At 35.6% G+C, this 14,238-nt stretch carries 7 protein-coding genes; 4 read left to right on the top strand and 3 right to left on the bottom strand.

Annotated features, from left to right (window positions below):
* Positions 1-42: 42 nt before the first annotated feature.
* On the top strand, positions 43-1,602 hold the full coding sequence (gene ahpF / locus LEPBI_RS14730; protein ID WP_012389933.1) for an alkyl hydroperoxide reductase subunit F: 1,560 nt from the start codon (positions 43-45) through the stop codon (positions 1,600-1,602).
* Here ahpF and LEPBI_RS14725 read toward each other — a convergent pair.
* Both LEPBI_RS14725 and LEPBI_RS14720 read right to left on the bottom strand, forming a co-directional pair.
* Positions 1,588-3,963, bottom strand: coding sequence for a PAS domain-containing hybrid sensor histidine kinase/response regulator (locus LEPBI_RS14725; RefSeq protein WP_012389932.1), 2,376 nt, complete (start codon positions 3,961-3,963; stop codon positions 1,588-1,590). The genes ahpF and LEPBI_RS14725 overlap by 15 nt on opposite strands.
* Before the next feature lie 41 nt (positions 3,964-4,004).
* Complete coding sequence (locus LEPBI_RS14720; RefSeq protein ID WP_012389931.1) at positions 4,005-4,445, bottom strand: hypothetical protein; 441 nt, start codon at positions 4,443-4,445, stop codon at positions 4,005-4,007.
* Positions 4,446-4,598: 153 nt separating this feature from the next.
* Between LEPBI_RS14720 and LEPBI_RS14715 the strand changes: the two genes are divergently transcribed.
* Genes LEPBI_RS14715 through LEPBI_RS14705 form a run of 3 tightly spaced genes read left to right on the top strand, consistent with a single transcriptional unit; the run spans position 4,599 to position 13,469 of the window.
* Complete coding sequence (locus LEPBI_RS14715) at positions 4,599-9,668, top strand: alpha-2-macroglobulin family protein (RefSeq protein WP_012389930.1); 5,070 nt, start codon at positions 4,599-4,601, stop codon at positions 9,666-9,668.
* A complete protein-coding gene (locus LEPBI_RS14710) occupies positions 9,665-11,854 on the top strand; it encodes a transglycosylase domain-containing protein (RefSeq protein ID WP_012389929.1) in 2,190 nt (729 codons plus the stop codon). The genes LEPBI_RS14715 and LEPBI_RS14710 overlap by 4 nt, the downstream gene beginning before the upstream one ends.
* Entirely contained in the window at positions 11,832-13,469 is a 1,638-nt protein-coding gene (locus LEPBI_RS14705; protein WP_420804603.1) for a sulfatase-like hydrolase/transferase, read from the top strand. The genes LEPBI_RS14710 and LEPBI_RS14705 overlap by 23 nt, the downstream gene beginning before the upstream one ends.
* Here LEPBI_RS14705 and LEPBI_RS14700 read toward each other — a convergent pair.
* Positions 13,462-14,148 carry a TetR/AcrR family transcriptional regulator gene (locus LEPBI_RS14700; protein ID WP_012389927.1) on the bottom strand — a complete coding sequence of 229 codons (687 nt, stop codon included), beginning with the start codon at positions 14,146-14,148 and terminating at the stop codon, positions 13,462-13,464. The two genes, LEPBI_RS14705 and LEPBI_RS14700, sit on opposite strands and share 8 nt — an antisense overlap.
* Positions 14,149-14,238: the final 90 nt, after the last annotated feature.

Genomic DNA, 14,238 nt, shown 5'->3' with positions numbered 1-14,238 from the left:
AAAATTAGGCGGGCCTAGCCCGCCTAAAACTAGGAGGAAGTTATGTTAGATGAATCAACCAAACAACAAGTAAAACAATACTTTGAAAGGATTAAAAATCCAGTCAGCATTACATTGTATTCTGGTGACCATGAAAAAAGGGAAGAGTTAGTTTCCTTTCTCAATGATATCGAATCATTGAGTCCAATGATATCAATCCAACACTCAAGTGATGTCACTGATGGACTACGATTCACGATTATATCAAACGGAAATCCTACTGGAATCCATTTCTCAGGAATTCCCATGGGACATGAATTTACTTCCTTCATACTAGCGATTTTACAATCCGGAGGTAATCCGATCAAATTGGAAGAAGGGATTCTTTCTGCGGTTTCCAAATTGAAAGGTGAGTTTCGGTTTGAAACATTTATTTCCCTTGATTGCCATAATTGCCCTGAGGTTGTGCAAACTCTAAACAGCTTTGCTTTGGTGAATCCCAACATCTCCCACAACATGATCGACGGAGCGATGTATCCTGAATTGGTGAAAGAAAAAAATATCCAAGGTGTTCCTGCTGTATATTTGAACGGAGAACGTTTTTTAAGTGGAAAAGCAGAAGCATCGATCATTTTTGATAAACTTTTGGAATTATATACAATTCCCTCTGAGTCAGAATCTAGCGATGGTTTGGCGAATCCTTCTGAAATTTATGATGTCACTGTCATTGGTGGTGGTCCATCTGGAGTGACTGCAGCCGTTTATGCCGCAAGAAAAGGACTTAGAACTCTAGTGATTGCCGATCGATTGGGTGGACAAGTAAAAGATACTTTGGGTATCGAAAATATTATCTCAATTCCATATACAACTGGGCCTGAATTGATCCATGTCTTGGCTGACCAACTTGAAAAAAACCAAATCAAAAAGAAAGAAAATGTTCGGGTTCAAAAAATAGAACAAGGACAAACAAAAATCATTCACTTGAACACTGGTGAGAAAATCCTTTCCAAAACTGTGATTTTGTCTACTGGCGCAAAATGGAGAGAACTCAATGTTCCAGGTGAAAAGGAGTTCGTTGGAAAGGGCGTTGCTTATTGCCCTCACTGTGATGGTCCATTTTTTAAAGACAAAGATGTGGCTGTGATCGGTGGAGGAAACTCGGGAGTGGAAGCAGCTTTAGATTTAAGTGGAATTGTGAAATCTGTCACTTTAGTTGAGTTTGGTGATAAATTAAACGCAGACAAGGTGTTATTGGATAAGGTGGCAAGTTCTCCAAACATCAAAACTTTGGTCAAAGCGCAAACCACTGAAATTCAAACAGGTGTAGATAAAGTCACAGGGCTTACCTACAAGGATCGAAATACAGAACAAGTATCAACGATTCCATTGGATGGAGTGTTTGTTCAGATCGGTCTTGTACCAAACAGTAGTTTTGTGAAAGACTTAGTGGCAACGAATCGGTTTGGAGAAATTTTGGTCGATGAAAAGTGTAAAACCAATGTGGATGGAATCTTTGCTTGTGGGGATGTGACAAATACACCTTACAAACAAATTATCATTGCAATGGGAGAAGGGGCAAAGGCGGCAATCAGCGCTTTTGAATATCTACTACACGCGGCCTAACCGAAGCCACTTTTCTACAGTCGCATACAGATGGGATGCGGAAATGGGTTTGGTTAAAAAATCGTCCATTCCCGATTCCATCGCAGAATCCTTTACAGCATAAAAAGCACCAGCTGTCAAAGCGACAATTGGTGTTTTTTTATTTGAATTGGTTTCCAATCTTCGAATTTCAATGGTTGCTGTGTATCCATCCATAATCGGCATTTGCAAATCCATTATGATCAAATCTGGAACTTTAAATTGGAATTGCGCAAGTGCTTCTATTCCATCAATCGCATAACGTAACTTTAAATTCGGATATTTTTTTTGTAACAGTTTCGTCAAAAGTTTTCGATTCAAATCATTATCTTCAACGATGAGAATGTCTGATTGGATCTCAGGAATTTGCACTAAGTTAGTTTCGAGGTTCTGAGTAGGTTTATCATCAAAAATAGAAGATGCATTTTCGCCTGATGATTTGACTTCCAGTGTCAAAGGAAAACTAAACTGGCTTCCCTTTCCTAGTTCACTTTGGATCGTCAATTTAGAATTCATTTTTAATAATAGTTCATTTGTGATCGTGAGCCCAAGTCCTGATCCACCGTACTTTCTCGTGATCGAAGTATCTGCTTGAGAAAAAGAATCGAATAGCCTAGAACCTACATTCATATCAATACCAATTCCAGTATCAGATACCTCAAATGAAATTGTCACATAATCACCGTTACGCTCCATTTGTTGTAAAGAGACTTTTACGGATCCTTCATGGGTGAACTTAATGGCATTCCCGATTAAATTTGATAGAATCTGTCTGATCCTAAGTGGATCGAGCGAAACATATTTTGGCAGATTTGGATCAATTTGTATATGTAATGCGATTCCTTTGGATGCCGCTGATACTTGAAACAAATCTAAGGTTGATTGCACCAAATCAATTAAATTAGTGTTAATCGATTCAAATTCAAGTTTTCCAGAATCGATCTTAGAGAAGTCTAAGATTTGATTCACCAATTCTAATAAACTTTTTCCTGAAAAGAAAATGTTTTTCAAATATTCTTTTTGTTCTTCTTGTAAAGGAGAGTTTAATAAAAGTTCGGTGAATCCAATGATGCCATTTAATGGAGTCCGAATTTCGTGACTCATATTTGCTAAAAAGTTTCCCTTTGCAATGTTTGCGGCTTCTGCTAATTCTTTTGCATAACGAAGGGTATACTCGATTTTTTTTGTTTCAGTTAAATCTGTATTTGAACCAAGTAAACGAATTTTGTTGCCCGAGGCATCCCTTTGGATGTAACATTTTGACAATACATGTGCAAAATTACCTTTTCTTTTTTTCATCTGGAACGTAAATTCAAAGGTTTCACGTTGTGAGGCTAAAATAGTTTCTAAAAATTCACTGACCCATCCAACATCATCTGGATGGATTAAACTTTGCCAGTAATCAATGGGAACATTTTCTGGTTTTTCATCGTTTCCAAATTCTAACCACCATCGTCTGGAATAAATCACTGTATTGTTTACTAAGTCCCAATCAAACCAACCATCAGAGCTAGCTTCCAAAATCAAAGCATATCGTTCATTATATTCTTTAAGTGCATTTTCGGCTAATTTTTGTTCGGTGATATCCTTACTTGCACCGACAATGTATTTATATTTGCCCTCTACTTCAATAGGAGTCAGTTCCGTAATCCAAATTTTTGTTCCAGCGGGCATTGTGAAACTTTCTTCATAAGAGATAGTTTTTTTAGATTGGATCGCCTTTTTGAAATTATTGATTACTGTTCCACCAAGTTCTTCACCCAATAACTCTATAGGAGTTTTTCCTTGGATCATTGATAGTTTGATTCCCGTGGATCTTTCATAAGCTAAGTTAATCCTACGGATCACATATTGATCATCATCTTTTACTTCGATTAAAAACATGGAATCTTGTGATCCATTAAAAATCATATTGTTTTCAATTAACAAATGTTTGATATCAACGGATTCATCTTGAAATAAATGATAAAGAGGAAGTAAGTCAGAAATGTCAGTAACAATCCCATCAATTCTGTACGAACCATTTGATTGATTATGAATCAATCTACCTCGGCATTCAATGTACTTGATGTTTTGATTTTTTGTTATGATTCTTAAGCGGAGTCGAAATTTTTGATTGTTTTGGATTGCAATTAACGCATGTTTGATTAAGTTTCGATCTTCCTTATAAATGAATTTCTGCCAGGATGTTTTATTTTCTAAAAAATACTGGCTGTCATAACCTGTCAAAGTTTGGATCGATCGACTCGTATACAGAATTTCTAATTTCGGGTATCCAATTGAAAATACAATGTCCTCAAAATCGGATAGAATCTGAATTTCGAGGGAGGGATCAGTCGGCATACCCTCCATGCGACGAAAAAATTGTTAAGAAAACTGGCGTTTTACAATCCAACCGATCGATTTTGGATGAGAAATGGGAGAGCAAACGATGGTAAAAAACGAGGGTAACTCATCCCTAGAAGTTCCCCGTCCTTTAAGACTCGGAATTCATCCACAAAATAGGGCCAAGGAAAGGGAGCATCCTTCGTATAACGCAAAAACAAAGAAGTTTTCCCATCGATCGGGGATGTTTCCATTGAAACTAACATTTTAAACTTTTTTTCCAAGTGGGGCTCTCCTGGTTTCTGAAAAAGATTGATGGCTTCACTTTGTCCATGAAAGGATTTCCCCCACCAGTTACGAAAATGCAAAAATTGTAATCCAGTTTTGGCCAACCATTGGAACCATTTAGGTCCAAGCCATTGGATCTGAAACTGACCAGTCGGGATGGACTTAGGTGAAGTTAAGCTTAAAAATTGTTTTTTATAGGCAAAGACTGACATTCAGTTTAATCCAAAGTTTCAATCGCGAAAGCATAGCGAAAATCAGGATACATGTAAAAAAAAATTAGAAAGAAATTCCGTTTCATTCAGGAAAGACTTGGCAAATAGAAGCTACCATCGTAGAACAGAGGACATTCGGTTTTTGGAGTTACTATGCGTAAGATATTCCTTTGGTTTTTGATGTTGTTTTTCTTTGTTTCCTGTCAATCAGTCAAAGGGATTTTTAAGTCAATCAAACGGACTCTTTTTCCTAGTAGTTGCCGACTCGAAGTAAAGTTAGACACAACAGGGCTCAAGTATTTAGACAACTTATGGGATTATAAAATTTTTGTATCTGAGGATACAGAGTTTGATGAGCTCGCAAACGCAGTCACGATCCAACCTAAACCATCTTATGAAGGCAGTCGGTATTCTTCCTTTGTGAGTCGGGAGTTTTCTTTGGACAATTGGCATTTCGACGAAAACGTTGAATATGAACTGACCATATCCAAATTTTATGCAACAAACGACTGTTTTTTGGAAAATCCAGTTAGTTTCAAACTACCGGCGATGGTTCGCAAACCATCCTTTTATTTATCTCATGAAAATATTTTTGAATCCAATCTCAATAAAGTATTACCAATTTCCATTTATAATGTTCCAGAATTTAAAGTACGTTCGGCTGAATTAACCGTTCCAGTCCTAGTAAACGCGATCGCTCGATTAGGAAGTGCTTACTATGCCTATGAGAATGAACTGAATTGGAAAAATTCTGATTGGAAAACTGGTGAAAAAATAAACGCTTATGGCAACCAAGGAATGGACATTGACAAATTTTTTGGTTCCAAACCGAATAGCAAAGGTTGGCTTGCATTCCAATTGGGTGCAATTGTTGTGGGTGATGACAACAAAGAAAAATTCGCTACTGAAAATCGATTTTTACAATCCACAAACCTGGGGATCACTACGAAAGAAGATCCAAATGCCTTACATGTTTGGGTCAATACATTATCAAAAGCGGAACCAGTAGCTAATTCCAATATCAGTTTATATGTAAAGGGGAGTTTAAAAGGAACTTGTAAAACAGACCAAGAAGGGTATTGTTCCGTTCCTTCGATCGCCAATGCAAAGTTAATGGAATATTCTGTATTGATTGCAGAAGACCAAACAGGCGATAAAGCTTTTTTACATTTTAACCAAACACATATTGACGGATATTCTGAATATAGTTCGGAAGATCATATCAAAGGAAAAGTTTACTTTGATCGAAAATTGTATCGCCCTGGTGATCGAGTAGAAATCAAAGCATACCTAACCGATCGAAAAAATGGATCCTTGGTTCCTTTTGCTTCTCGATCTGTGAATGTTCAAATTAGAGATTCTAGGGGGAAGGATGTATCAAACATTTCCTCAACAACCTCTTCGCAAGGTGGAGTACATTCGAGTTTTGTCATTTCAAATGATGCACCGCTTGGTCACTACTCCGTTTCAATTTTAATTCCAGGAAAAACGTATTCGGTTACGTATGATACCTTCCAGGTGGAAGAATTTCGACCTGTTAACTTTATGGTCAATGTGGTTTTAGCAAAACTTGCCACTAAGAATCAAAATGTAAAAGGAAGTGTAGAAGGGAAATACATGTTTGGTGCTCCAATGGGTGGAGCCAAAGTCAGTTATTCCGTTTTAAAACGTAAACGTTATATACATTTTGACCAGTATCCAAGTTATGATTTTTCTGATACTTGGTATGATTATGAAGATGAATATTCAGAAGGAAACTCTGAGTATGTTTCTGGTTCAGAAGGAGTTTTAGACAAAACAGGATTTTACCAACTAGACATACCTATCCAATCTTTAACACGGAAGTTTGTAACAGATGGAGAGGACATTGAAATTGCAGATCCTTTCAACTTAATTGTTGAGTCTTCGGTTTATGATGTTGATGGAAAATCAGTTACAAAATCTGCAAATATCCCTTACCAACCTTCTGACACTTCAGTTGGTCTTAAGTGCAAAGATCGTTACCAAGCAATTGATAAACCATTTCAATTCACTGCAGTCGCAGTAGACACCCAAGGTAAGGCGGTCAATGGAGCTGAACTAAAAGCATACATCATTTACAATGATTGGACTTCCGTTTTATCCCAAGGGATTGGTAAGTTTTTCTTCCGCAGTAACCAACTCACTAAAAAAGTGATGGAAGTAAAAAAGTTAGTTTCAAAGGCAGATGGTGTCACCTTTGACTACAGAACCAAAGATCCAGGAAGTTATACCATCCTTGTCTTAAACAAAGACAAAGTATTCTCAAGGGTGGATTTTTATGCTTACCAAAAAGAGTCGTATTATACTTGGGACTTTCGTGGTGATGATTCAATCGAATTACGTTCTGACAAAAAAGAATATAAAATAGGAGATAAAGCAAAAATTCTCATCAAATCTCCATTACAAAATGCACGCGTGATTGTGACGGTCGAAAGAGATTCTGTTTATTTTAAGAAGTCTTTTTTAATGAAAGGGAATAGTGCTCCTATTGAAATTCCAATTGAAGAGGATTACCTTCCCAATGTTGACGTGAATGTTGTTTTATTATCAGGAAGACTACCCGTACCAGACGGTTTATCATCAGATGATATCAAAGAGTTCAACGAACATGACTTAGGTGCACCGAAAGCAAAAACTGGTTCTGTTACTTTAAAAGTGGAGCTTGCATCCAAAATTGCACCAGTCTCTGTTTCTAGTGACAAAACAGAATACCAACCAAGGGAGCAGGTAAAATTAGCAATCAAAACTGCACCAGGGGCCGAGTTGACGGTCTCTGTTGCCGATAGAGGTGTTTTAGATTTAGTTGGATATTCTTATCAATCACCTATCCAAATTTTTTACCAATATTGGAACAATCTTATCAAAACCTATGAACTTAGAAGTATGATCATCAAACACTACTTATATGAAAACAAAGGTGATAGTCCTGGTGGTGATTATGGTGAAGATTCAGGTGGTGGATTTTCTGCCGAACTAGAGTCGGGAGCAAGAAAGGACTTTAGACCCACAGCTTATTGGAACCCTGTTCTGATTGCGGATAGTAACGGCGAAGCAAATGTAAGTTTCACCCTTCCTGATAACCTAACAACATTTAGAATCATGGTCGCGTCAGCTGCAAATGGCAAATATGGTGTTTCCAATTCTGAATTTTTAGTCAAAAAGAATTTGGTCTTACAAAAGACGGTCGCACGTTTCATTCGAGTAGGAGATGATCTTGAATTGGGTGGAAGCATCACAAACAATACAAAGTTAAATGGCAAATTTCGTTATAAAATTGAGTCAAAATTTCTTTCAGAAGATAAAGGTTGGCAATCCATTGAACTAAATGCCGGACAAACCAAAGAAGTGTTGCGAACGTTTCAAATCACGGAAGCTCAATATATCAAACTCAAACAGAATAAACCGAATGAAGAAATCCAGTTGACCTACCAAATGTCTGTTGAGCCAGAAAACAATTCCAACTTTCTGTCGTTTAAAAAATCTGATTTGTCAGATTCCTTGATCATCTCACTTCCGATTAAAGAATTTGATCCTGTAACGTCTGTTCAATTTTCAGGATATACAGACTCAGAATTTAAAACAACCATACCTTTCCCAAAAAAAGAATCTATATTACTCAACAAAGGATCATTGGATATTCGAATTTCAGGCACTGCTCTTACGGCTTTAAAAAGTGCATTTGATTTTTATGAATCAAATCCTTATTTTTGTATGGAACAACGAACGTCCGCTTACCTATTGTCGTTGAGTTCTGGTGAATTATTGAAGGAATTTCAATACAAAGCGCCTACCAAAGATGGATATGACTTCAATCAGATTGAAAAACTATTTTTAGATGAGATGTCTGAATTCCAAACCTCTAATGGAAGTTTTCAATTGTGGAAGGGCTTTAGTCGGTCAGGTTATCCTTATTTGACAGCATACGTAGCTTCTGTGATGCAGCTAGGGAAAGAAAAAGGAAAACGATCCAATTCCTCGGCCTTTGGACAAGCACTCAAATTTCTTGAAGGATATGTTAAAAATCCAACTGAAACATCTGTTAATTCCTACCAAACTTTGAGTTTGATTTATTCCGTATTTTCTAAAGAGAAAAAAGATGTTTCTTCTTTGGAAAAAACTCTGATCGATCATTACGATGAACTCAATCCTAAATCAAGAGGAATATTTTTAACGGCTTATGCCGAAAATCATAAATTGGATTCTTTCCAAACAGATCCTAAATTTAAAAAATTATACGAAGATTTTGTAAGTTATATTGAGTATGAGAAAGCTCTGTTCACCGTTAAACCGATGAAAAAGAATCCTAATGAGAATTATTATTATTCATATTATAATACTTCTTCTGTATTAGGAAATTATCTACGACTTATGCTTCGAGTTGATATAAAAAATCCAAGAATGGTGCAATTGGTCAAAGCTATCATGATGGATCAAAACAAATCCTATTGGGCAGATAGCCATAGCGTTGGAACAATCGCACTTGCATTGTCTGAATACAGAAATCGATTTGAGGCCACTACTAGTGATACAGAAGGGCAAGTGATTTTTGGAGAAAAAACAATCATTGATGAATCATTTTCTCCAACATCGGATTCCATATACAAAGAAGAGATTACCTTTGATCGTTTATTTGATGGTAATGACATTTCCAATCGTCCGATTAACTTTAAAAAAACAAGTGCTGATGGAAGATTATATTTCCAATCTAGGTTGATGTATGTTCCTGTAAAAGATAACACTCAACAAAAGTTCAACGGACTTGAAATCAAAAAAACAATTTACCGCATTGATGGAAGAAACAGTGATGGTGATCCAATACTAAAAGAAGTCAATAATTTACAAAGAGGCTCAACTTACTTAATCAAAGTAAAAGTGTTAAGTAAAAAGGAACATGCATTTGTATTGGTTGTTGATCCTTTGCCAAGTAATACTGAGATTGTGAATACTTCATTTTTGACGGAAAAACAATCTGATTCAGAAGATACTGACGTTACCGAATCATATTATGGTCAGTATACAGAGTATCGTGACGATCGTGTTATCTTTTCTGATGATTATTTACGTTCCGGCGAAACAGAATTCAATTATATCATTCGACCAGTTGCGAAAGGGAATGCGACAATGCCAGCCTCTAAAACATTTTTGATGTATCATCCTGAGTTTTACGGCAATACAAGTTCTTTAAAAGTGAAAGTGGAGTGAAGGGAAATTTCTTCCGAACAATCAAAATCCTAATCCCAAGTATATTCATTGTATTGGGATTGGGTTTTTTACTGAGGCCGATCGATTCTCATGTTTTTAAAAAACAAATCACAACAAGGATTTTAACGAAAGAAAAACACATCATTGGTCGCTCCATCAATGAGATACAAACAAAACAAGATTGGGAATCATTCGATGAATACCCGGATTTTGTATCAAAAATTGTGTTAATTGCCGAAGACAAACGATTTGAATCCCATCATGGGATTGATCTATTAGCCCTTTCCAATTCGATTTATTCTTACCTATTTTCCAAAGAGAATCGCGGAGGTGGATCTACAATTACGATGCAACTCACAAGGATCGTGTATCCAGAAATCCGCAACTATCCAATTGTTGTTCGAAAATTTTTTGAAGTGATCACGGCTTTACGTTTTGAACTATGGATGACAAAACAAGAAATTTTAGAAGCTTACTTAAATTCAGTTTCATTACATTCTAATATTGTTGGTTTTCCATCTGCTTCCTTACAGTTATTTGATAAACACATCCGATTTTTATCAGTTGAAGAAGCAGTTTATTTGACTGTATTGATTCGAAAAAATCATTCTACAAATGAAGAAATCAGATTTCGATACAACCAACTACGTGAAAAAATACCTTTCCTGATTCCTTACTTAGAAAATCCAAAAGACTTAACGATAGATACACAAAAAGAAAATAAAAATGAATTGAATACCCAATTCAAAGGGGAAAACCAACACTTTCTCAATTGGATTCGCGTCCTAAATCCATTGCCTGATGGTGAATTTGTGGCAACGATTTCTTCCCAATTGAATACGGAAGTTCATTCGATAGTCAATTCTGAGTTAGAAGGCTTAAAACGATGGAATGTGAGTAATGCTTCTGCTTTAGTTTTAGAAAAAAATCCAAATCATTCCGATGAATTATCGTTAGTAGCCATGATTGGCTCAAAAAACTTTTTTGAAGAAGGGAATGGTATGGTTAATGGGTCATTGGCATTTCGTGATGCAGGAAGTACCTTAAAACCATTATTATATGGATATGCAATTGATAAAAAAATTTATACAGTCAATTCGATACTTTCCGATGAAAAGTTTTCTTATCCGATTGGGTTTGTTGGGAATTACCTTCCTAGAAATGCTGACCTTCGTTATTGGGGGGATATCACTCTTGCGGAAGCATTGGGAAATTCCAGAAACATCCCTGCAGTCACAACCATACAACGGATAGGTGTCCCTGTCTTTTACCAATTTTTAATTGGTGCTGGGTTTTTGCACCTAAAGGAGTCACCTAGTTTTTATGGACCGGGGCTTGCGTTAGGAACAGGCGGTGCTAGTTTATTACAACTTTCAAGAAGTTATGGGACATTTATGTTAGGTGGCATTTTGCCAAAAATCCGTTTAGGATATTTAAAAGAAGTTCCTTTTTATTATGGTGAAAGTAAACGATTGTTATCGGAAGAAACAGCAGAAGAAATTAAATTTATTCTCAGTGATGCAAAACTTAGGCAAAGGGCTTTCGGAAGAAGGAGTTATTTAAACTTTCCTTTCCCCGTATCAATTAAAACGGGAACATCCAAAGACTATCGAAACTCGTGGACAGTTGCATTTAATGATCGTTATGTAGTCGCCGCATGGGTTGGAAATTTTTCTGGTGAAAAGACGATGGATGTATCCGGATCGTTTGGTGCTGGTAGAATGGTTCAAAATATTTTTCGAATTTTAATGGATGATAAACCTAAATCAGTTTATACACCTAAGTTTACTGAAGTACGAAATTTTTGTAAGTTAACGGGTAAGTCGGCAACGATCCAATGTCCTTCTATATCATTACGTGTTCGAAAAGAGATGATCCAATCGGAAATATGCGATCAACATAGCATAGGTGGAGAAAGTTCTGTCATCGGAGCCAGATTTGTATATCCATCCAATGGACAAGTGTATTTATACCATCCTTCGCATGAAAAAGAAAAACAAAAGATACCCATTCGTATTAGAGAAATCAAAACATTAAAAAATCCAAAATTGATCTGGAACCAAACAAAAGAGATTCAATTGTCCATTCATGGTGAAGGAAGTTTGTCTATCGAAAGAGGGAAACAAAATTTGGAATTGTTTGATGGTGTTATCAAAAAAGCTAGTGTTCAGTTTGAAGTTAAGTAAATTAAACGATTTTTTTCTAACTTCTCGTAGCAAGTGGTTTGTTTTTTATGGGATTTTATATCTATTCCATTTTCCTGGTGATTGGAATTGGTTGGGATGGAGTTATTATCATGGAATCTTGATCCATCTATTATTCGGGGCCTGTATTTTTTTTGAATCGATCTATGTTCGAATTCAAAAATTAAATTCGCTTTTAGGAAATCACATTCGAACATTTTTGTTTTTACTCTTATTCGTTGCTTTAAATTACCAATGGGTTTACCAAACACAAATTCAGTTTTCCTTATTGGGTTATCTTATCGTTAATTTTGGCCAAATTGTACATGAGTGGATCCCTTTTATAAAAGAGTGGAATTTAATTCAATTTTTCCCTATTTTAATTTATTTTCTTTTGTTAGATCCTTTTTTAACATTTTCTCGGCACCGTGTGGAACCCATATTTTTGATGTTAGTGATTTATTTACTTTTGATCATGAATGCAAAGGTAGGTGATCAAAAAAAACAAATTCACTTCACTCCAAAACAATCGAATCAAAAAATAAATCGTTATTTGGATCAAATTCCGCAAGGAACGAACATTGTTTTGGTAGTTTTGGAAGGTGTTGCAAGAAAACATATCTTGGAGATGAAGTCTGAATATATAAACTATTCTTTGTTAAACGGATCACATTTTTGGATTCCTATGCCACATACTTCCAAAAGTTTATACACATGGATGACTGGTCATTCACAGTTGTTTAGTACACGAATTGAACCAGACTCAATCAATGAAGAAGAAAGTTTGCCAATTATACTAAAAAAAAGATTTTTTTACCAGACTCAAATGATTTATACTCAATCAATTTATTTTGAAGGTATGAATGCATTTTTTCCAAAAATTTTCGATAAGGTGACTGATAAAACGATTCTGGAAACCAAATACAATGACAAATGGGAGTCCTTTAGTTGGGGAATGGACGATCGGGTGATCCTTTCTGAATTCAAACAACAAATGGATCGATCCAAACCTTTTTTTGTTTTCATTGGCATGAGCCAAACCCATAGTCCTTACTTTACCAATTCGATATCAGGATCTTCTTTAAACAAACTCCAACGTCACAAAAAAGCTTTAGAAGAAAATGTAACGTTAATTGATGACTTGATATCATTTATTAAATCGAGTTCGGATCAGGAGACTTTATTGATTGTTACTGCTGATCATGGGGAAAGTTTTGGTGAAGAAGGCGCCAACGCTCATAACTATTCTCTTTACAACCAAGAAGTAGATGTACCGTTTTTACTTTATTTGATTCAATCTAACAAATTATATATCCCACTTGTGGGATCTTCGATTCATTTTAAGGAAACATTACTTCAATTAATGGAAAATAAAATGGAAAATAAAGAAATGAGCCATCATTTTTTAAAATCCAGTTACCAACCAACCATACCATTCAAAACTTGGAATTCGGAAATCCAAAGAGGAATTGTGAAACGGGAAAAAAAATATATCTATCACAATGACAAAAACATTTTATTTGAAATGGATTGGAATGATTTTGATAGAAAAATCATCAATGATCCAATTTTAAAGGAAAAAATTCTAAAGGAGATTTATGCGGAGACTTCTAAATAGTTTGGGTTTGGGGACTAGAATGTCCTTTTAACAAATTTAAAATCGAAATTTCCAGAAATTTTTTATAATCCAATACAAACATTTCGAGTTCTGTATCTTTCACTGCTTCTTTTACTTGGTTGGAAGGAAAACCATGTGACCAAGAACCTACAGCCAATGCATGGCATTGCATCAAAAATAAAAAACCTGATTGTTCTGTGAGAAAAGGAAAATATTGAATGATCAGTGGTAAAACGGATGTGATTTGATTTTTTAGATTAGTTTTGAATTCACGAATCGTTTGGATGCTTGCATTTTTTTCCAGTATCGTTGGTACGATGGGTAAAAGTTTTAAAAATCGTGAGTGACGATCCATGGAATTCACAAACCAATTGGAAAATATATCCGCATTCATTTTTGGAGTATTGATTAAAAATTCATTTAAATCCATAAACCAAGATTCATAATCGGCACTATGAATTCGAAGGCAAAGATCTTCTTTTGTAGGAAAGTATAAATACAAAGTACCTTTTGCGATTTTTGCTCGTTTTGCAACTTCATCCATTGAAAGTTCTGCCCAATCTTTTTTTTGGAGTAAGGTTGCTGCTGCTTGAATGATCGAAGTACGTTTCGAAAGTTTATCTTTCTCTAAAACAGCTCTCTTTTTAGGGGAACGTTCTATTACTTGTGCTCGACTCATACTTCCAATGTAAGAATCTAATTAAAAATTTGCTATAAAAAAACTGAAATTGACTTAAGGTCAATTCTAGATGACTTTTGGTCACGATTT

It is taken from the genome of Leptospira biflexa serovar Patoc strain 'Patoc 1 (Paris)' (assembly GCF_000017685.1).
Classification (GTDB): Bacteria; Spirochaetota; Leptospiria; order Leptospirales; family Leptospiraceae; genus Leptospira_A; species Leptospira_A biflexa.
The sequence above is the reverse complement of the archived record's forward strand: the minus strand, read 5'-3'. Positions and strand labels throughout refer to the sequence as shown.